Genomic DNA, 20,368 nt, shown 5'->3' with positions numbered 1-20,368 from the left:
CGTGATCAATTCGTAGGCGAGTCGGAACCTCGCCGAAGCCGAGCTGGATGCGCCTGGCAGACTCGATGACCATGCGCGGAATCATCTTGGCCGGTGGCACCGGATCCCGGTTGCACCCGATCACGCGCGGGGTGAGCAAACAGCTGGTCCCGGTCTACGACAAGCCGATGGTCTACTACCCGCTGTCCACGCTCATGCTGGCGGGCATCAGGGACATCCTGGTGATCACCACCCCGGAGGACGCCGACGCGTTCGCCCGCCTACTCGGCGACGGCTCGCAGTTCGGCATCTCGATCAGCTATGTGGTGCAACCGGAACCGGACGGACTCGCCAGGGCATTCGTCCTCGGCGCCGACCACATCGGCGGCGAGAGCGCCGCATTGGTGCTCGGCGACAATATCTTCCACGGACCAGGCCTCGGCACCAGCCTCGAACGCTTCGCCGCGATCGACGGCGGCGCGGTCTTCGCGTACTGGGTCTCTGATCCGACCGCCTACGGCGTCGTCGAATTCACCGAGGGCCGAGCGGTTTCGATCGAGGAGAAGCCCAAGGTGCCGCGGTCCAACTACGCCATCCCCGGGCTGTATTTCTATGACAACGATGTCGTGGAGATCGCGCGCGGGCTGCGGCCCTCGGCGCGCGGCGAATACGAGATCACCGATATCAATCGCGCCTATCTGGAACAGGATCGGCTGCGCGTCGATGTCCTCGCCCGCGGCACCGCCTGGTTGGACACCGGCACCTTCGACTCGCTGCTCGACGCCGCCAACTACGTGCGCACCATCGAACAGCGGCAGGGCCTGAAAATCGCCGTGCCGGAAGAGGTCGCGTGGCGGCAGGGCTTCATCGACGACGAACAGCTGTGCGCGCTGGCCGAACCGCTGGTTCGCTCCGGCTACGGGACATATCTGCTCGATCTGCTCGAGCGCGGACGGGATTGGTGAACGATGGAGTTCCGTGAACTCGCCGTGCCGGGGGCATGGGTGATCACCCCGCGCCAATTCGGCGACGAGCGCGGCATGTTCTGCGAATCGTTCAAGGCCTCGGAATTCGAGAAGGTGACCGGTCGGCCGTTCGATCTGCGCCAGGTCAACTGCTCGGTCTCGGCGGCCGGGGTGCTACGCGGTATCCACTACACCGAGGATCCGCCGGGTCAGGCCAAATATGTGACCTGCGTGCGCGGCGCGTTCCTCGATGTCGTCGTCGATCTGCGGCCCGGGTCACCCACCTACGGACGCTGGGACAGCGTGGTGCTCGACGATGTCGATCGGCGCTCGATGTTCCTGTCCGAGGGTCTCGGCCATGCGATCCTGTCGCTGGCGGATCACTCCACCGTCACCTATCTCTGTTCGATCGAGTACACGCCGGAATTCGACAGGGATATGGATGCCTTCGATCCGCGGCTGGGCATCGAATGGCCGAAGGTCGGTCTGGACGGTCGCCCGCTGACGTATATCCGCTCCCCGAAAGACGCTGCCGCTCCGCCCTTCTCATGAAACACCGAACGTCACCGCCCCCGATGAGGAGGGAGCGGTGACGTTCGACTTACCGTCGGCGGAGGGGATTGATTCAGCCGACGAGTTCCAATTCCGGCTCCTGCGCCCGTGTCTTGGCACGCTTGGGCAGGTAAGCCGTCAGGGCGATGAGCGCGCCGACGATGGCGACGCCCGTGGCGAATTGCAGTCCGGGACGGAAGTTGTCGAGCATGGCGGAGGGAGTGCTCGCGCCGTGGTCACCCGAAGAGATGATCGCGGTATTCACCGCGAGCACGATGGCCGCGCCGACCTGCATGGAGGTCTGCAGTACACCGGCCGCCAGGCCCTGCTCATCATCATCGATGCCGTTGGTCGCCTGGATGTTGATGGCGGGGAAGCCGACCCAGCCGATGCCGATCAGCAGCACCGCGGGCAGGATCATCGTCAGATACGACGGGGTGGTGTCCAGCCGCAGGAACAGCAGGTAGCCGATGGCCATCACGACCATGGTGATCGCGATGATCGGCCCGGTGCCGAACCGGTCGACGAGCTTATCGGAGAAGAACGCCGACGCGACGACCAGCAGACCGACCGGCAGCAGCGCCATGGCCAGCTTCAGCGGCGACCAGCCCAGTGAATCCTGCATGTACAGGGTCACGATGAACTGCCAGCTGAAATACGATCCCGCCACCGCGATGATCGCGAGGCTGGCCCGGACCAGCGTCACCTTGCGCAGGATGCCGAGGCGCACCAGCGGGTACTTCACCTTCTTCTCCACCGCGACGAATCCGGCGAACAGCACCGCGGCGCCGACGAACGAACCGATGGTGCGCGCCGAACCCCAGCCCACCTCCGGCGCGGAGACGACGGTGTAGACCAGCAACAGCATGCCCGCGGTGGACAGCAGCGCACCGAGGATGTCGTGCCCGCCCTCCTCGGCGGCCTCGTCCTTGGGGACCAGCACCCACGCCGCGGCCAGTGCGGCGAGCGCGATCGGTACCGGGAGCAGGAAGGTCCAGCGCCAGCCGATGCCGGTCATCAGACCGCCGAACAGCAGACCCATGGAGTAACCGCCCGCACCGAACACGGTGTATATGGACAGCGCCTTATTGCGGGCCGGCCCCTCGGCGAAGTTGGTGGTGATGATGGACAGACCGGTCGGGGCGGTGAATGCCGCGGCCAGGCCCTTGACGAAGCGGGTCAGGATCAGCAGCGGGCCGGAGGTGACCAGACCGCCCGCCAGCGATGCCAGCGCGAAGACGGCGAGCGCGATCAGGAAGACCTTGCGCCGCCCGAGCAGATCGGCGGTGCGGCCGCCGAGCAGCAGCAGGCCGCCGTACCCCAGCACATAGCCGCTGACCAGCCACTGCAGGGTGGAAGTCGACAGATCCAGTTCGGCGCCGATGGACGGCAGCGCCACACCGATCATCGAGACGTCGAGACCATCGAGGAACAACACAATGCAGAGGGTGATCAGCATGCCCCAGAGACGGGTGGACCATCTGATCGGATCGGTCGCCGTCGCGGCCGAAAGGGTTGCTGCAGAAGTCATGGCGGGAACGTTACATGCGTCGACATTAAATGCCAACACATTTAATGCACTTGCATCGGACTGTGCGGAGCACTAGGATAGGGCCATGTCGAAGCCGTCGACAACACAATTAGCGGGGCGCGATGTGGCGCCCACCGGGTTGGTCGCCGAGTGGCGTGAGCTGCTCGACCGGCACGCCGCCGTGAGCTGTGCGCTCGAGAAGGAGCTGCAGGGCAAGCACGATATCGGCCTCAGCGAATTCGAGACGCTGGACCGGCTGGTCGACGCGGCCTGCGGCGACTATCGGATGAGCGATCTGGCCAACGACATCTACCTGAGCCAGAGCGCCCTCTCACGCGCGGTGGCGCGGCTGGAGCGCGACGGACTGGTTTCGCGCAGTATGTGCGCCGAGGATCGGCGCGCGATCTTCGTCTGCCTGACCGAGAAGGGGCGCGAGGTCTACGAGTCGGCGCTGCCGACCCATCGCGACGTGCTCGAGCGAACCTGGGGCAATCGGCAGAAGTGCTGAGGCGCTAGCTGATCCACGCCTTCCCAGCCACCACAGAGCGAGTCCTACGAGCAAGGTTCGCGGGCCGTCTCGCGTCCGAGTCGTCGAAGCGCATGCACCACTGGCGCAAGTCTCGACGCGCGCGCATCAGGTGTCGAACGACCCGCCATCAGGTACCACAACGGAGCGAGTCTTACGAGCGACCGTTCGCGCCGCAGGCGCGGCAAATCAGATACTGTCGCGCGCTTCCTCTATGCCGGTGCGCGCATCCGCGGCCACCGATTTGATGTTCGCGAAAGCCGTTCGGTAGCGCTCGATTTCGTGATCCTTGTCCAGGTACACCGGACCGGTGAACGCCTCGACATAGACCACCGGCGGCTCCCGCAGCTCCACCTGCGCGGTATCGGCGAATTCGAGCAGGACGAACGGGCCCGAATCCATACCGTCGTGATAGCCGGAATCCGATGGCACCAACTGGATTCGCACATTCGGCAGGTCGCACATGCGCCGCAGGTGCGCGAGCTGTTCGACGGTCACCTCGGCACCACCGACCCGCCGCCACAGCACCGACTCACTGATCACCGCATCCAGATGCAGCGGCGAATCCTTGCGCGTGAGCAACGCCTGTCGGGCCGTGCGCAGCTGCACCCGACGTTCGATTTCGGACTCCGACGCGTCCGGACGCGCGGACTTCAGCAACGCGCGGGTGTACGCCTCGGTCTGCAGCAGTCCGGGGATCAGCTCGTTCTCGTAGGTGGCCAGGGCTCGCGCGGCCTCCTCGAGACCGATGTACACCTCGAAACCCTCGGCGATCACATCGCTGTATCCGGTCCACCAACCCCTGGCCTTGGTCTCCTTGGCCAGTGTGGTCAGCGGTTCGACGAGATCGGTTGGCGCACCATAGATCTTGCACATGGCCTCGACGTCCAGGCTGCGCAATGAGGTTTGCCCTGTTTCGATCCGCCAGATCTTGGCCTCGGACCATTCGAGCTGCTGCGCCGCCATCCGAGTGGTCATCCTGGCCCGATTGCGCAGATCACGCAGATGTCGGCCGAGCTGCCTGCGCGGCATGGTCGATCCGGTTGTGCCCTGCGGTAAAGCCATGCTTCCCCCTCGCGATATCCGAACAGCATTGTTTCACAGTAAATCCGACACAGGTCACGATTGGTGTCGCACGCAGGCCAGGGGCGCAACAGTGACGAATAGGTTCCCGCAGGGGATGATCCGGCAATCCAGCCGGGTTCTACTTGCGTGCGCCGCCCTTGCGGAAGCGCCAGAACTGCACGGCGCGAACGTCTTCGGAAAGCTGGTTGACCGGCTCGGCGACATCGGCAAGCGCCTGGAACAGATCGTCGGCGAGATCGGCGATGTGCTCGACCTTGCCGGCCAGCTTGGACGCGTTCTCCAGGAATTCGAGCAGCAGGCGTACGACGGCCGCGATGGTCAGGCCGAGCGGTATCGCGATCAAGGCGGTCAGCACGCCGAGCACCGCGGAGACCTGCCACATCAGCACCGTCAGTGCGATCGGGATACCGATCGCGAAGGCCAGGCCGAGCATGTAGGCCAGCGGCAGCAACGTCCTGGTCGCGGGACGGTGGAATTGCACGTCGACCAGACCGCGGGCGGCATCTGCGGTCCAGGCCCGCGGACTTTCGAAGGGTTCGGCGGGTTCGGGCTCCGCGGTGCGCGAGAACCGCTTGGACGCGGTGCCTTTCCAAGTGATCCAGCGTGATTCGGTTTCGAACTCTGCCGAATCCGCCGCCCCGTCACGATCGGATTCATCTCGCCCGCCCGTCACCCGACCATCACCCCCCATCGAATCGCTACGCGATGCTCACCCATATGGCGATCCTTCCCCCAATCCGACGCCCGGCCAATAGGAGTGGATTCACACCGACCGGTACAGCCGCGTGGGACGGCGGCACGACCCCATTAAAAGAGGTGTCCCGGTGATAGCCGATCACTACCGGGTGAGACGAACCCGACAGTCACCAAGATCTTTTGTACAACCCGTAACGCCCACCCCACCCCGCCCCGATACCACCCACGTATGCAGGACCCAGATCAATCGGGGAATGGAGAAAGACAGTGCGCACCACGTTTCCGACTTCCGCATCGGCGGCAGAGATGACTGCCGCGGCGCAGGACTACATCCAGCGCGGGTGGACGATCGCTGAAACGACCAACGGAATCTGCCTGATCACGGATGAGGATCTGTCGGGTATCGAGATCAGCGGTGAGCTGGCCGGCGAGGTCCGCCGGTTCCTGCGCGCGAACAACCTGACCGGTCCGGTTATCGAGATTCCCGGCGCCGAGCGTCGCGAGATCCACTTGGTCACCGGCTTGCGCAAGGCCGCGATGGCGCTGGAGGCACTGCGCGAGGCGGGCGCCACCGTCTACACCGACGGCGACGGCATCCCGCTGCCCCCCACCCAGCTCACCACCGGCGAGGCTTGCTGGGGCGTGGCGCCCGGCGAGGCCCGCTGGATCCCGCCGGTAGTCGCGATCGGCGCGGCGGTTCGCTCGGCGCTCTCGCGTCGCACGACCGTCAGCACCGTCGCCTGCTGAGCTCATCCGCCTCCCCGCATACTTAGCCCATACAAGTGGGGTGCCGCTCGGCCTGCGTACAGGTCCTGCGTCGAGTGCATGATCAGTGTTGGGCGTACCCGACGAGTTACCCATGTTCTCGCGAAATCAGTCGTTGCGTTGGTGCCGTTCGACTGATTCGCGGAATATGCCGATGCACTCCGCGCGAATATATCGATCGTTCTTGTTTCACTTAGATCCATCGCGCGCGATGATGGGGGTTATGGCCCAGCTCACTGATGACTCCCGGACGCTTCTGCGGACCTGCCCGCTGTGCGAGGCGGTCTGCGGACTCGAGATCACACTCGACTCGAACGACCATGTGACCTCGGTTCGCGGGGATCGACAGGATCCGTTCAGCAAGGGGTTCATCTGCCCCAAGGGGGCCAGCTTCGGTCATCTCGACGAAGATCCGGATCGGCTGACCGAACCGATGATCCGGGACCGGGCCACCGATACCTGGCGCACCGCATCCTGGCCCGAGGCATTCGAGCTCATCGCCGCACGTTTCCCGGCGATCGTGGCCGAGCACGGAAATCAATCGGCGGCGCTGTATCTCGGCAATCCGAACGCGCATACCGTGGCGGGGGCGCTGTATGTGCCGGTGCTGATCCGGGCGCTCGGCACCAAGAATCTGTTTTCGGCGAGTACCGCCGATCAAATGCCCAAGCAGGTGGCGAGCGGGTTGATGTTCGGTGATCCGCTCACCGTGCCGGTGCCGGATCTGGATCGCACCGACTATCTGCTGATGCTGGGCGCGAATCCGCTGGAATCGAACGGATCGCTGTGCACCGCACCGGATTTCCCTGGCCGGTTGAAGGCATTGCGCAAGCGCGGCGGGAAATTCGTCGTGGTCGATCCGCGGGAAACGCGGACCGCGAAGCTGGCCGATGAGCATCTGTTCATCCGGCCGGGTAGCGATGCTTATCTGTTGTTCGGGATCGTGCACACATTGTTCGAACAGGGGCTTACCGATATCCGCGTGGATGTCGCTGGACTGGACGAAGTGCGCGCGGCAGCCGCGGATTTCACACCCGGGGTGGTTTCGGAACGGACCGGAATTCCCGCCGAGACGGTTATCCGGATCGCGCAGGAGTTGGCGGCCGCGCCGACCGCGGCGGTGTATGCGCGAATCGGCACCTGCACAGCCGAATTCGGCACGTTGACCCAGTGGTTGGTCGAGGTGATCAACGTGCTGACCGGCAACCTCGATTCACCCGGCGGCGCCATGTTCGCCGATGCGGCGGCGGGCGGTATCCCGCGCACCAAGCCGTTCCGCATCGGGCGCTGGGCCAGCCGGGTGCGCGGGCTGCCCGAGGCAATGGGAGAACTGCCGGTGGCGACCCTGGCCGACGAGATCATGACACCGGGCGCGGGGCAGGTGCGCGCGCTGGTGACCGTCGCGGGTAATCCGGTGCTGTCCGCGCCGAGCGGGGTCCGGTTGGATACGGCATTCGCGCAATTGGACTTCATGGTCAGCGTGGACCGGTACCTGAACGAGACCACCCGGCATGCGGATGTGATCCTGCCGCCGCCGCGCTCGACGCAGTCGCCGCATTACGACTTCGCGTTGCTGCAGTTCGCGGTTCGCAATTACGCGCGGTACTCGCGGCCGCTGGTCCCGCTCGGCGATCGGCCTTCGGAGTCGGAGATCCTGGCCAGGCTCGGGGCCGCACTCACCGGGCAGCCTGCCGGACCGGAGGCGCTGACCGGCGTCGACGAACTGATCATCGCGGGCATGCTGCACAAGGCGGGCATACCGGAGCGGCGGCCCGAACTCATCGGGTCCAACAGTACCGAGCAGCGCATAGACCTGATGCTGCGGCTCGGGCCCTACGGCGAGTGGAATGCCGCCGCGAGCGACGGGCCCGCAGCCGGTAGCTCGGGTGACGACGCAGGGCCCCGGGAGCGCCGAGGTCGATACAGCACGCTGAATCTGCAGGTGCTGCTGGACAATCCGCACGGTGTCGATCTCGGCCCTTTGCAGCCGCGGCTGCCCGGCGTGCTGCGGACGGCGTCCAAGCAGGTGGAATTGGCGCCGCAGCCGCTGCTCGACGATGTCGCGCGGATGCGGGCCCGGCTCGCCGATGCCGCGCCGGATGTGGTGTTGATCGGGCGGCGTCAACTGCGATCCAACAACAGCTGGATGCACAATATCCCGACGCTGGTCAGCGGGTCGAATACCTGCACGCTGCATATCAATCCGGCGGATGTGGCGCGGTTGGGGCTCGGCGATACCGCGGTCGTGAAGTCCGCCGCGGGGACGCTGACGGTGCCGCTGGAGCCGACCGAGGCGATCATGCCCGGGGTGGTCAGCTTGCCGCACGGCTGGGGACATACCGACAGCACACAGACGGTGGCCCGGGCGCATGCCGGGGTGAATGCCAATGTGCTGACCGATGATTCGGTGGTGGATGTGCCGTCCGGAAATGCGGTCTTCAATGGCGTTCCGGTGACTTTGACCCCTGCCTGAGTTGCGCTCGATCCGACCGGCCGGGCAGTAAAAGTTCCGGCCGGTCGGATTGTAGCTATTTTCTGGAAACCCTTGCGCTAACTAAAGATTCAATGCATTCTCAACATGGATTTTGCTGTGTTGCCAGACTAAAATGGACAGGATTTCGGTTTAGTCGCGGGCTCAGCGTCGAACCCGTTGCGGTGTGCCGGATTCCAGCTACCAGAGGGGGCGCGATGCCCGGTACACGTTGTGGCAGTGACGGTGAGCGCGAACTACAGGACAGGTACGGTACGCAGGACCGCGCCGAACGCTTCTACCAAGATCAAGTACTCGACCAGCTGAACCCGACGATGATCGAATTCATCGCCCGGATGGATATGGCGTTCATCGCCACCGCGGACAAACACGGCGAATGCGACACAAGCTTCCGTGCCGGCCTGCCCGGCTTTCTGCACGTGATCGACGAACGCACTCTTGCCTACCCGGAATACCGCGGCAACGGTGTGCACGCCAGCCTCGGCAACATCCTGGAGAACCCGCACGTAGGCATCCTGCTAATCGATTTCGTCCAGGATCTGATCGGATTGCACATCAACGGTTCGGCGCGGATCGTGGACGACACCGCGCTGCGCCACAACGTCGCGGAACTACCCGAGAACGTCAAGGGGCGAGCCGCGCAGCACTGGGTGGTGGTCGATGTGGAAGAGGCCTACATCCACTGCCGCAAACACATCCCGCATCTGGTCCCCGCGGCGCGTGAGCAGCGGGAGTGGGGCACCGACAACGTCCGCGCCAAGGGCGGCGACTACTTCGGAGCCAAGGCGCAGGCCAACGCCCTGATTCCGCGCTGATTCGTTCGCCGAGCTGCATACTCGACCCAAACGGAGCGAGTCTTACGAGCGAGGAGTTCGCGGCGCCGCAGGCGCTGCCATTAGACACCGAGTTTGAAGATGACCAGGCGCTGCACGACGAAGTTGATGACCGTCGCGGTGCCCTGGGCGATGACGAACGCCAGCGGCTGGCGCCACCAGTCGCCCGGCAGGGTGGCGTAGAGCACCTGGTTGATGCCGACCTGGACGGCGAAGGTGACGGCGTAGAGGATCACCACCGCGATGAAGCGGGCGCGGCTCGGGGGTGCCTGGAAGGTCCAGCGGCGATTGATCAGGTAGGCGGTGGTGGTGCCCGCGATGAAGCTGATCGATTTGGCGACGCTGACCGGAAGGCCGATCAGGTTCAGCAGGAAGCTGTAGATCCCGTAGTCGACGATGGCCGAGAGGCCACCGGTGAGGGTGAACCGGATGATCTGGGTCTTGAGGTCGACCTCGGTACCGGATTCGATTCGGCGCTCCCGGGTCCCTTCGTGGGCCCGCCCGTCGCCCACCGCCACCCTCGACGGGCGGCCTTCGGCCGACTGCGCTGGTCCGGGGCTACCGCCTTCGGGCCCGTCGGTCACGCCGGCCGGCTCGTCGACCAACGGCAGTTCGGCCGGGAGCGGCAGCTGGGGTTCTGCTTGCACGCCGACGAGCGTAACGCCGGTGACCCGCGGCACGCGGACCGAGCACCGATTGGACACTTGTCCGGCGCGACGCGACCGCTGCCGGACCCCACATACTGGGGAGTACGGCGACGCCGACCGCATATCGCCTCATGCATGTAGCCTCTATGCCGATGTCCACGAAAGCTCCGACCGCCACCACAACCGGTAACTCCGGCAATGTCACCGACGGCACCTACGCGCTGCCGACGCGGACCAAGGCATTGACCGGGTGGGGTCGCACCGCACCAACATCTTCCGAAGTGCTCTCGACGAGCGATCCCGAACTGATCGCCAAGGCCGTCGCCATGGTCGCCGAGGACAACGACTCCAAGCCGGCCCACCTGCGTCGCGGCATCATCGCGCGCGGGCTCGGCCGCTCCTATGGCGATCACGCGCAGAACGCGGGCGGCCTCGTCGTCGATATGACGGCGCTGAACAATATCCACCGGATCGACCGGGACACCCGGATCGTCGATGTGGACGGCGGCGTCAGCCTGGACCAGCTCATGAAGGCCGCGCTGCCGTTCGGGCTGTGGGTTCCGGTGCTGCCCGGCACCCGTCAGGTGACCATCGGCGGCGCCATCGCCTCCGATATCCACGGTAAGAACCATCACAGCGAGGGCAGCTTCGGCAACCACGTGCGCTCGATCGATCTGCTCACCGCCGACGGGCAGGTGCAGCACATCACGCCCAAGCGCAATGCCAAGCTGTTCTGGGCGACCGTCGGCGGCAACGGACTCACCGGCATCATCCTGCGCGCCACCATCGAGATGGCGCCCACCGAGACGGCGTACTTCCTCAACGACGGCGTGAAGACCACGACGCTCGACGAGACCATCGCCGCGCACAGCGACGGCAGCGAGGCGAACTACACCTACTCCAGCGCGTGGTTCGACGTGATCAGCCCGCTGCCGAAGCTCGGCCGGGCCACCATCACCCGCGGCCGCCTCGCCAAGGTCGACGAACTACCCAAGCGTCTGCGCAAGAAGCCGCTGAAGTTCGACGCGCCGCAGCTGATGACGGTGCCCGATATCTTCCCGAACTGGACCATGAACAAGCTCACGCTCCAGGCCATCGGTGAGGCGTACTACGCCATGGGCGGCAATTACACCGGCAAGGTGCAGAATCTGACGCAGTTCTACCACCCGCTCGACATGATCGCGGAGTGGAACCGCGGCTACGGTTCCAACGGCTTCCTGCAGTACCAGTTCGTGGTGCCGACCGAGGCGGTCGAGGAGTTCAAGCGGATCATCATCGATATCCAGAGCTCCGGACACTACTCGGCACTGAACGTTTTCAAGCTGTTCGGCCCGGGTAACCCCGCACCGCTGAGCTTCCCGATGCCGGGCTGGAACATCTGCGTCGACTTCCCGATCAAGCCGGGTCTGAACGAGTTGGTGAGCGAACTGGACCGCCGCGTCATGGAGTTCGGCGGGCGGCTCTACACCGCGAAGGATTCGCGCACCACCGCGGAGACCTTCCACCAGATGTACCCGCGGATCGACGAGTGGATCAAGATCCGCCGAAGTGTCGATCCCACAGGCGTTTTCATGTCCGATATGGCGAGAAGGCTGGAGCTCCAGTGATTAATGCCGTAGGCAACCCGCAGACCATCCTGCTGCTGGGCGGTACCTCGGAGATCGGCTTGGCGATCTGCGCCGAGTACCTGCGCAAGAGTCCAGCGCGCATCATCCTGGCCGCACTGCCCGGTGATCCGCTGCGCGAGGACGCCGTCTCCGAGCTGAAGTCGGCCGGTGCGACCCAGGTCGACGTCATCGACTTCGACGCGCTCGATACCGAGGCCCATCCCAGGGTTATCGACGCGGCCTGGGACGGCGGCGACGTGGATGTCGCCATCGTCGCGTTCGCCCTGGACGGCGATCCGGAAGAGCTGTGGCAGAACCAGCGCAAGGCCGTGCAGGTCGCCGGAATCAATTACACCGCCGCGGTTTCCGTCGGTGTGCTGGTCGGCGAGAAGATGAAGAAGCAGGGCTTCGGGCGGATCATCGCCATGTCCTCGGTGGCCGGTGAGCGGGTGCGTCGCTCGAACTTCGTCTACGGATCCACCAAGGCCGGACTCGACGGCTTCTACCTGGGGCTCGGCGAGGCACTGCGGCCGTACGGACCGCGCGTGCTGGTGATCCGGCCGGGCATGGTGCGGACCCGGTTCTCGGCGCACGTCAAAGAGGCTCCGCTCACCGTCAACAAGGAAGACATTGCGGCACTGGCGGTTTCGGCGTCGCAGCGGGGCAAGGAGCTCGTCTGGGCACCCGGCACCTTCCGCTTCGTGATGATGATCCTGCGCCACATCCCGCGCCCGATCTTCCGCAAGCTGCCCATCTGATTTCCACGAGCCGCACCGTGTCGGCCGCGCATTCGTTTGCGCGGGACAGGTGCGGCTCGTCTATATCAGCACCACGCGCTTCCGTGGCTGCCCGGCGAGTTCGGTGCCGATGTGACAGCGAGTCCGGCATCAGCCCGCGCCACTGTGCCATTTCGGTGGATGCCATCGGCACGGTTCGCCGGGACCGGTCGATGCGGCATCCGGCACCCTGCCCGTGCGAGCGGCCGGGCGACGTGGCAAGTTCGGAGCCGACCTCGAGCCGTCGCATCGTCGAAGGAGCACTCCGTTGAGCACAATCACGGCAGAACGCGCCGAGCACTCCGCACCGGAGCGCGGCCGTGGGGCGCTGCTGATCCGGCACATCGGCTCCGGGGTCGGCGAGGCGCTGCTGGCTGCCGTAGTGGCCGCGATCGTTGCCGCCATTGGGCTGGTGGCGTTTTCGATGGTGCAGTGGCCGGCATTCAACTCGTCCAATGTGACCAGGTCGTTGACCACGGTCGGACAGGTCGGCGCGGCTGTGCTGCTGGGGGCGGCGATCTGGCTGGTGCGGGCGCGGCGGTGGCCGTGGGTGGCGAAAGCGCTGTCCTGGGTCGGGATTTCGACGTTCGTCACGGTGACATTGGGGATGCCGCTGGCGGCGACCAGGCTGTACCTGTTCGGCGTCTCGGTGGACCAGGAATTCCGCACCGAATATCTGACGCGGCTGACCGACAGCGCGGCACTGCACGATATGACCTACGCCGACCTGCCGCCGTTCTATCCGGCCGGCTGGTTCTGGATCGGCGGTCGAGTGGCGAATGTACTCGGAATGGACGGCTGGGAGGCGTTCAAGCCGTACGCCATCGGTTCGCTCGCGGTGGTCGCGGTGATCGCACTCGTATTGTGGTCCAAGCTGATTCGCGCCGACTGGGCGATCGGAGTCAGTGCGGCGACGACCGCGGTGACAATCGCCTATGCCTCGCCGGAGGCTTACAGCGCGGTCATCGTGCTGCTGCTGCCGCCCGCGTTGATTCTTGCGTGGGGCGCGTTGTATCGGCCGCGCGAGTTGTCGGGCGCGGCTGCATCTGAGGACGGAGTCGCATCGGGCGGGCGCGTGGCGGGCAGCGCCGCGGCGGCGGGCGGTATCGGAACGGCCGGGGGCTGGGGCGCGGTGATCGGCGCAGGGCTGTTCCTCGGGATGGCGGCGTCGTTCTACACGCTGTATTTCGCGGTGGCGGCCTTTGCGGTCGGGCTGATGGGACTCGTATCGGCGGGGCTTGCGGTGCGGGCACAGCGGGCCGCGAACCGAGCGGGGCTCGGTACCGGCGAGGGCGGGTCGGGTTCGGTGTGGCGGGCCGCGGTGCCGCCACTGGTTCGGCTGGTTGTCATCGCGGCCATCGCGGGTGTGGTGGCGCTGGTCGTCTGGCTGCCGTTCGTGTTGAAGATGCTGGGTGGCACGATGCCGAGTTCGGGGACGGCGTTCCACTACCTGCCCGAGGGCGGGTCGCAATTGCCGTTGCCGATGGCGGAGTTCTCGCTTTCCGGGGCGTTCTTCCTGCTCGGGACGGCGTGGTTGGTATTGCGGGCGGCGTCGTCGCGGCGGGCGCAGGCGCTCGGGATCGGCGTGGTGGCCATCTATCTGTGGTGTCTGCTGTCGATGACGGCGACCGCGGCGGGTACAACTTTGCTCTCGTTCCGCTTGACCCCCGTGCTCGAAGTGCTGCTGGCAGCGGCCGGTGCATTCGGGTTCGTCGAAGGCGCGCGGGCGGCATATCAGGCACTCGATGAGCCGCGGCGGCTCCAGTTCGCCGTCGTCGTGGTTGCCATCGTCGGTGCGCTCGCGTTCACCCAGGACATCCCGCAGGTACTCAAGTCCGAGATCACCACCGCATACACAGATACCGACGGCCACGGCGAACGCGCCGATAAGCGGGCACCGGGTGCGGCGTCGTACTACCGCGAAATCGATGCGGCACTGATCGCGCAGACCGGCCGTCCGCGCTCGGAATCGGTGGTCCTCACCGCCGACACCAGCTTCCTTTCGTTCTACCCGTACTACGGCTTCCAGGCACTGACCTCGCACTATGCGAACCCGCTTGCCGATTTCGCGGGCCGCGCCGCCACCATCGAGTCGTGGAGCAAGCTGAACTCCTCCGCCGCCCTGGTCGACGCACTCGGCAAGACCCCGTGGCGCGCACCGGACGCGTTCCTCTTCCGCAGCAGCGGCGACACCTACACCCTGCGCCTGGCCAAGGACGTCTACCCCAACGACCCCAATGTGAAGCGCTACACCGTGAGCTTCCCCAAAGAGCTCTTCGCGGACCCGCACTTCACCACGACCAATATCGGCCCCTTCACCTTGGTCGTCGTCAATCGCTGACGTCGCCCGCCCGACTGATCAGCGCAGCCGGTGCGCTCGCTCGACGCATGATTTCGCGAGGACTTGGGTAACTCGTGGGGAACTGCTGACCCAGCCGGCCACTGACCGGCGGCCGCCAACGGTCGCGTCGCGGCACTCGAGTCCGGCCCGAAGGCGCCGGGGAGGCGGTTCACAGGGTATTCGGTTACGGTGGATCGCTGATCTGACCACTTACGGGAGAAGTTTGTTTTGCGGGTCGAAGCACCACCAGCAATAGGCGTCGTCACCAACGGATCGACACCGGCTGGCGGGGCCAGACCCGAGCAGCGCACCCTGAAGCGGAGACGGATCCGGGTCGATCGCAGTGATCTGGTCGCCTCGGTGAGCTATCTCGCATTGGCCGTCACGGTGCTGTCCGGACAGTGGCGCAACACACATAGCGGGTACCTGATCAAAAGCGGTCAGGACCAGACCATGTGGGAGTGGTTCTTCGCGGTCACCGCACATTCGGTGGCGCATCTGGAGAACCCGCTCGGCACCGATCTGCAGAACTTCCCGGCCGGGGTGAACATGATGGCCAATACGGCCATGTTCGGGGTCGGGGTGCCGTTGACGCCGGTCACGCTGCTGTTCGGACCGACCGTCACCTTCGTGCTCGTCCTCACGCTCGGCCTCGCCTCCACCGCCTTCGCCTGGTACTGGCTGTTCTCCCGGGAATTGGTGGAGTCCCGGCCGGCCGCCGCGATCGGCGGACTGTTCTGCGGTTTCGCGCCCGCGATGATCTCCCATGCCAATGCGCACCCGAATTTCGTACTGCTGGCGCTGCTTCCGGTCATCGCACTGCTGTTGATCCGCTTCGCACGACGCGTATCAGGTGCGGAGACGGCCAAGCCACGCAGGCGAGTTCGCGATGCCGTCGCGCTCGGCTTCCTGGTGGCGCTGCAGATCGCACTCGGCGAGGAACCGCTGCTGATCTTCGCACTCGCCTTCGGACTCTTCGGCCTCGTGTACTACCTGCACACACCGCGCACCGGCTGGCAGGTAGCGCGGGCGCTCGCCCCGACCATCGCATTGGCTGCGGGGATCACCTTGATGCTCACCGAAATTCCGCTGTGGTGGCAGTTCTTCGGGCCGCAGAGTTATCGCTCGATCGACCACGGGCCGATGGGCAACGATCTGAAGGCCATCGTGCAGTTCCCCGCCGAATCGCTCGGCGGGATGTTCGCGCCCGGCCAGTACGTTTCCATGAACGACACCGAGCAGAACGCCTATTTCGGCTGGCCACTGCTGCTGTTGCTGCTGGTCACGGTGGCGCTGCTGTGGCGCGACCGGGTGGTCCGGGCGGCGACCGCGGTGATGGTTGCCTTCGGGGTGCTCTCACTCGGTGCGACGGCCATGTTCGGCAAGGTGTCGACCGGGATCGAATTGCCTTGGCGCTGGGCCGAATTGGTCCCGCTGCTCAACACCGTGCTGGAGACTCGGCTGACCATGGCCGCGATTCCGGCCATCGGTGCGGTGCTGGCGTTGGCAACCCAGCAGGCGCTCACCTGGTGGAAGCAGTCGCCGGTCGATTGGCGGCCGCTGGCCTGGTTCCCAGCGCTCGGCCTGGCCTTGGCTCCGCTTATCCCAACCGTCCTTCCGGTGATCGAGCGCGCACCGACTCCGGAGTTCTTCGCCGACGGGACAGTGCAGAAGTACGTGAGTGGCGGCTCGGTTGTCATGGTGCCGCCGCCGCGTCCCCCCGATGCGCAGGCATTGCGCTGGCAAGCCGACGCCGACTTCGACTTCCCGCTCGCCGGCGGCTATTTTGTCGGCCCGACCGGCGCGAACAAGAAAGGCATCTACGGACCCGACTTCCGTCCGACCACCGCCCTGCTCGTCGGCGCCCTCGACACCGGGGTGGTACCGCCCATCGACGACGACACCCGCGCACAGGCACTCGACGACCTGCGCTTCTGGGAGGCCGACGTGATGGTCCTGCCCGCAACCAAGAACTCCGAAGTGCTGCGCACGACCGTGACGCAACTGCTCGGCGTCGCGCCGCGACAGGTCGACGACGTGTGGCTCTGGGACGTCCGGCCGCTGCGATAGGCAGCGGCGATGATCTCGGTGGCGAGCGTCACCGATGCGGGTGGCTAGCATGGTGCCTCGTGCGACCGGACCGAACTTCTGCAGCGTTCACCCGAAACCGCCTGATCGCCCTCGTCTCCGGGTTGCTCGGATTCGTGCTGGCACTGTTGACGCCGTTGCTTCCGGTGAAACAGGATCAGGCCGCGCTCGACTGGCCCCAGGCGGGCCGTACCAGTGTCGAGGCGCCGCTGGTTTCGTATGTGCCGCTGCGGTTGGATGCGACGCTGCCGTGTTCGGTGGTGACCGCGGCCGGGTCGGGCACGGTGCTGTCGACCATTCCGCACGCCTCGGGTCAGGCCAGTGCCAAGGGACTGATCGTCTCGGTCACCGACGGCACGCTCGCGGTGCTGCAGCGTGATGTGCCGCTGCTGTCCGCACCGGTCGCGGAGATCGCCGGGTGCGAGTCCGTCACCATCACCACCACGGCGGCCGCGACCTCGGTCGAATTCGTCGGTGCGAAGCGTCAGGACGGTACGCCCTTCCGCAACACCATCACCCGCGATATCCGCCCGCAGGTGGTCGGCGTCTTCACCGATCTGGATGCCGCGAAGCTCGATGGCGCGAAGCTGCACGCCGATATCGATTCCCGCTTCTCCTCGACCCCGTCCGCGCTGAAGCTCGGTGCCATGATCGCGGCGGCGATCTGCACGATCGTCGCGCTGATCGCATTGCACCTGCTCGACAATGCCGATGGCCGGCGCGCGCGCCGGTTCCTGCCCGCGCACTGGTGGCGGTTCACCGTAGCCGATGTGGCGGTGCTCGGGCTCCTGGTGCTGTGGCATTTCATCGGCGCGAATACCTCCGACGACGGCTACATCCTGAATATGGCCCGCGTCTCGGAGCATTCGGGATACATGGCCAACTACTACCGTTGGTTCGCGGTGCCCGAGGCCCCGTTCGGCTGGTCCTACGAGGTGCTGGCCTGGATAACCAAGGTCTCCGATGCCAGCCCGTGGATGCGGCTGCCGACGCTGGCCGCCGGCATCGTGTGCTGGATGGTGATCAGCCGAGAGGTGCTGCCGCGCTTGGGCGCTCGAGTGCGCAGGCACAAGGTGGCGCTGTGGACCGCCGGTCTGGTCTTTCTCGCGTTCTGGCTGCCCTATGACAACGGTCTGCGGCCCGAACCGCTAATCGCCGCGGGTGCGCTGTTGACCTGGTGCTCGATCGAGCGGGCCATTGCGACGGGACGGCTGCTGCCCGCCGCGGTGGGTGTGCTGATCGCCGCGTTCTCGCTGGCGGCCGGTCCGACAGGGCTGATCTGTGTGGCGGCGCTGATCGCGGGGTCGCGGCCGGTGCTGCAGATCATTATTCGGCGGGCGCGCGATGCGGCCGGCACATTGCCGGATTCCGCGCCCAGCGCGAAGCAGGGACCTGCGGCGGCTGCCGCAGGATCGGCCGACGAACCCGACACTGTCGGAAGAGAACCCGCCTATGCCGCGAACCCTGGTGGGGACCAGGGAAATCCGAATGCCGAACAGTCAGGACGACAGGCTCGCGTCGACGTGCGTACGGATCGGAGCACCTCACGCCTGGCCACCTTCTTCCGATATGCCGCGTTGCTGGCACCGGGCCTGGCCGCCGGAACGCTCGTGCTGGTGGTCGTTTTCGCCGATCAGACATTGGCGACCGTGATGGAAGCGACCCGGGTGCGCACCCTCGTCGGACCGAATGTGGCCTGGTTCGACGAGCGGACGCGGTGGGATTCGCTGCTGATGCTCTCGCCGGACGGATCGCTGGCGCGGCGCTTCGGTGTGCTGATCATGCTGCTGTGCCTGCTGGTCTGTGTGCTGCAGGTGCTGCGCAAGGGACGGATTCCGGGAACGTCGCGCGGGCCGTCGGTGCGGATTCTCGGCATCGTCTTCGCCTCGCTGCTGCTGATGATGTTCACGCCGACCAAATGGACCCACCACTTCGGCGTTTACGCCGGGCTGGCCGGGTCGCTTGCGGCGCTGGCGGCGGTCGCGGTGGGCACCAATGGGATTCGCTCGCCACGCAACCGGGCGCTGTTCGCGGCGGCCGTGCTGTTCCTGCTGGCGATCACCTTCACCGGATCCAATGGCTGGTGGTACGTATCCAGTTACGGTGTGCCGTGGTGGGACAAGGCGCCGCTGGTCGCGGGTAAGGGCCTGTCCACACTGTTCCTCGGGCTCAGCGGGGTGGCGCTGATCGTCGCGGTGTGGCTGCACTATCGCGAGCCGTACCGCGAGAAGACCGATGCGCCACGCTGTTTCGAGCGTTACGCCTCCGCGCCGTTGACGATCGCGGCGGCGCTGCTCGTGCTGTTCGAGGTGGCGTCGCTGGCCAAGGCGGCGGTCACGCAGTACCCGGCGTACTCGATCGCCAAGTCGAATCTCGAATCGCTGAGTGGCAATACCTGTGCCCTCGCCAACGAGGTGCTGGTGGAGACCGATACCGCGAATTCGCTGCTGCTCCCCTACACCGGCTCCCCCGCCGACGGATTGTCCGCCGAATCGAAGGGCTTCACGTCCAACGGGGTGGCCGCCGACCTCACCGCCGATGCCGAGGAAACAGTCACCGGCGGTGCGAATTCGGTGAACAAGGATTCGAAGAACAAGACCACCAAAACGACCGGTGCGGGCACCGGCGGCGGCACCACCCAGCAGGCCGGAATCAACGGCAGCACAGTGGCATTGCCGTTCGGCCTGGATCCGGCGCGGACCCCGATCATGGGTAGCTACCAGGACGGGGCCGATCAGCAGCAGGCCGAACTCACCTCGCAGTGGTACCGGCTCGATCTGACCGACAGCATGCGCGATGACCCGGCCTACCAGGTGCTCGCCATTACCGCGGCGGGCCGGATCCGCTCGGTCGATGCCGACGGTGTGCTCACCTACGGACAGGAGCTGCACTTGGAGTACGGCGTGCGCGGAGCGGACGGCGAGGTGCAAACGCTCGGTTCGGCCGATCCGCTCGACATCGGGCCCGCACCGTCCTGGCGCAATCTCCGGGTGCCACTGGACAAGTTGCCCACCGGAGTGAACGCGGTCCGGTTGGTCGCGGTCGACAACGACATCACCCAGAAGCAATGGCTGGCCGTCACCCCGCCCCGGCTGCCGCATCTGGCCACGCTGAATTCCGTTGTCGGCGAAACCGCTCCGGTCCTGCTGGACTGGCACGTCGGCCTGGCCTTCCCCTGCCAGCGCCCGTTCGACCACCACGACGGCGTCGCCGAGGTCCCCAATTGGCGCATCCTGCCCGACCGCGTCGGCTCCGACGCCTCCAACGCCTGGCAGGACGATATCGGCGGCGGCCCCCTCGGCTGGACCGGTCTACTCCTGAAGTCCCAAACCATCCCCACCTATCTCACCCACAACTGGACCCGAGACTGGGGCTCCTTGGAACAATTCACCCCCTACGACCCCACCGCCACCCCCGCGACCATCGCCACCACCGTGCAATCGGTCAACGGCTGGAAGAAAGCCGACCCGATCCGAGCGCGCTAG

The 20,368-nt window shown here is 65.9% G+C and carries 15 protein-coding genes; 11 read left to right on the top strand and 4 right to left on the bottom strand.

The genetic code is table 11. From position 1 onward, the window contains the following. The first annotated feature begins 71 nt into the window (after nucleotides 1-71). Together rfbA and ACQPYR_RS01355 are read left to right on the top strand one after the other, a co-directional pair. On the top strand, nucleotides 72-944 hold the full coding sequence (rfbA, locus tag ACQPYR_RS01360) for a glucose-1-phosphate thymidylyltransferase RfbA (RefSeq protein WP_433626641.1): 873 nt from the start codon (nucleotides 72-74) through the stop codon (nucleotides 942-944). A gap of 3 nt (nucleotides 945-947) precedes the next feature. After that, nucleotides 948-1,496, top strand: coding sequence for a dTDP-4-dehydrorhamnose 3,5-epimerase family protein (locus tag ACQPYR_RS01355; protein WP_063039795.1), 549 nt, complete (start codon nucleotides 948-950; stop codon nucleotides 1,494-1,496). A 73-nt stretch (nucleotides 1,497-1,569) separates the two neighbouring features. On the opposite strand, the gene ACQPYR_RS01350 is transcribed toward ACQPYR_RS01355, so the two are convergent. After that, the gene (locus ACQPYR_RS01350; protein ID WP_433626638.1) at nucleotides 1,570-3,027 is read right to left on the bottom strand and encodes an MFS transporter; all 1,458 of its coding nucleotides are present in this window, start codon (nucleotides 3,025-3,027) and stop codon (nucleotides 1,570-1,572) included. A gap of 85 nt (nucleotides 3,028-3,112) precedes the next feature. Between ACQPYR_RS01350 and ACQPYR_RS01345 the strand changes: the two genes are divergently transcribed. Next, on the top strand, nucleotides 3,113-3,535 hold the full coding sequence (locus tag ACQPYR_RS01345; RefSeq protein ID WP_433626635.1) for a MarR family winged helix-turn-helix transcriptional regulator: 423 nt from the start codon (nucleotides 3,113-3,115) through the stop codon (nucleotides 3,533-3,535). 207 nt (nucleotides 3,536-3,742) lie between these two features. Here the strand turns inward: ACQPYR_RS01345 and ACQPYR_RS01340 are convergent, their stop codons facing one another. Then, complete coding sequence (locus tag ACQPYR_RS01340) at nucleotides 3,743-4,618, bottom strand: helix-turn-helix domain-containing protein (protein WP_433626633.1); 876 nt, start codon at nucleotides 4,616-4,618, stop codon at nucleotides 3,743-3,745. Between the two features lie 139 nt (nucleotides 4,619-4,757). Further along, a complete protein-coding gene (locus ACQPYR_RS01335) occupies nucleotides 4,758-5,312 on the bottom strand; it encodes a DUF4282 domain-containing protein (RefSeq protein WP_433626630.1) in 555 nt (184 codons plus the stop codon). Nucleotides 5,313-5,602: 290 nt separating this feature from the next. Here ACQPYR_RS01335 and ACQPYR_RS01330 point away from each other — a divergent pair, with 290 nt between their 5' ends. The 3 genes from ACQPYR_RS01330 (at nucleotide 5,603) to ACQPYR_RS01320 (ending at nucleotide 9,406) form a co-directional block, all read left to right on the top strand. Then, nucleotides 5,603-6,082, top strand: coding sequence for a hypothetical protein (locus ACQPYR_RS01330; RefSeq protein WP_387295806.1), 480 nt, complete (start codon nucleotides 5,603-5,605; stop codon nucleotides 6,080-6,082). 241 nt (nucleotides 6,083-6,323) lie between these two features. Further along, nucleotides 6,324-8,573, top strand: coding sequence for a molybdopterin-dependent oxidoreductase (locus tag ACQPYR_RS01325; protein WP_433626627.1), 2,250 nt, complete (start codon nucleotides 6,324-6,326; stop codon nucleotides 8,571-8,573). Nucleotides 8,574-8,788: 215 nt separating this feature from the next. After that, nucleotides 8,789-9,406, top strand: coding sequence for a pyridoxamine 5'-phosphate oxidase family protein (locus tag ACQPYR_RS01320; protein WP_433626624.1), 618 nt, complete (start codon nucleotides 8,789-8,791; stop codon nucleotides 9,404-9,406). 80 nt (nucleotides 9,407-9,486) lie between these two features. On the opposite strand, the gene ACQPYR_RS01315 is transcribed toward ACQPYR_RS01320, so the two are convergent. After that, a complete protein-coding gene (locus tag ACQPYR_RS01315; RefSeq protein WP_433635433.1) occupies nucleotides 9,487-9,936 on the bottom strand; it encodes a GtrA family protein in 450 nt (149 codons plus the stop codon). A gap of 287 nt (nucleotides 9,937-10,223) precedes the next feature. Between ACQPYR_RS01315 and ACQPYR_RS01310 the strand changes: the two genes are divergently transcribed. The 5 genes from ACQPYR_RS01310 to ACQPYR_RS01290 all read left to right on the top strand — a co-directional run bounded on the left by ACQPYR_RS01310 (nucleotide 10,224) and on the right by ACQPYR_RS01290 (nucleotide 20,368). Then, complete coding sequence (locus ACQPYR_RS01310) at nucleotides 10,224-11,678, top strand: FAD-binding protein (protein ID WP_433626622.1); 1,455 nt, start codon at nucleotides 10,224-10,226, stop codon at nucleotides 11,676-11,678. Beyond that, on the top strand, nucleotides 11,675-12,436 hold the full coding sequence (locus ACQPYR_RS01305) for a decaprenylphospho-beta-D-erythro-pentofuranosid-2-ulose 2-reductase (protein WP_433626619.1): 762 nt from the start codon (nucleotides 11,675-11,677) through the stop codon (nucleotides 12,434-12,436). Before ACQPYR_RS01310 ends, ACQPYR_RS01305 begins: the two co-directional genes overlap by 4 nt. 349 nt (nucleotides 12,437-12,785) lie before the next feature. After that, the gene (locus tag ACQPYR_RS01300; RefSeq protein WP_433635432.1) at nucleotides 12,786-14,795 is read left to right on the top strand and encodes a galactan 5-O-arabinofuranosyltransferase; all 2,010 of its coding nucleotides are present in this window, start codon (nucleotides 12,786-12,788) and stop codon (nucleotides 14,793-14,795) included. Between the two features lie 228 nt (nucleotides 14,796-15,023). Beyond that, on the top strand, nucleotides 15,024-16,865 hold the full coding sequence (locus ACQPYR_RS01295) for a glycosyl transferase (RefSeq protein ID WP_433626617.1): 1,842 nt from the start codon (nucleotides 15,024-15,026) through the stop codon (nucleotides 16,863-16,865). 59 nt (nucleotides 16,866-16,924) lie between these two features. Continuing rightward, on the top strand, nucleotides 16,925-20,368 hold the full coding sequence (locus ACQPYR_RS01290) for an arabinosyltransferase domain-containing protein (RefSeq protein WP_433626614.1): 3,444 nt from the start codon (nucleotides 16,925-16,927) through the stop codon (nucleotides 20,366-20,368).

This window comes from Nocardia sp. CA-120079 (assembly GCF_050955745.1).
Lineage (GTDB): Bacteria > Actinomycetota > Actinomycetes > Mycobacteriales > Mycobacteriaceae > Nocardia.
This window is presented reverse-complemented; position numbering and strand designations above follow the sequence as displayed.

Bases quoted from the DNA above. Each gene is read 5' to 3' on its own strand.
- rfbA (WP_433626641.1), top strand. From the start codon at position 72: ATGCGCGGAATCATCTTGGCCGGTGGCACCGGATCCCGGTTGCACCCG.
- ACQPYR_RS01355 (WP_063039795.1), top strand. From the start codon at position 948: ATGGAGTTCCGTGAACTCGCCGTGCCGGGGGCATGGGTGATCACCCCG.
- ACQPYR_RS01350 (WP_433626638.1), bottom strand. From the start codon at position 3,027: ATGACTTCTGCAGCAACCCTTTCGGCCGCGACGGCGACCGATCCGATC.
- ACQPYR_RS01345 (WP_433626635.1), top strand. From the start codon at position 3,113: ATGTCGAAGCCGTCGACAACACAATTAGCGGGGCGCGATGTGGCGCCC.
- ACQPYR_RS01340 (WP_433626633.1), bottom strand. From the start codon at position 4,618: ATGGCTTTACCGCAGGGCACAACCGGATCGACCATGCCGCGCAGGCAG.
- ACQPYR_RS01325 (WP_433626627.1), top strand. From the start codon at position 6,324: ATGGCCCAGCTCACTGATGACTCCCGGACGCTTCTGCGGACCTGCCCG.
- ACQPYR_RS01320 (WP_433626624.1), top strand. From the start codon at position 8,789: ATGCCCGGTACACGTTGTGGCAGTGACGGTGAGCGCGAACTACAGGAC.
- ACQPYR_RS01310 (WP_433626622.1), top strand. From the start codon at position 10,224: ATGTCCACGAAAGCTCCGACCGCCACCACAACCGGTAACTCCGGCAAT.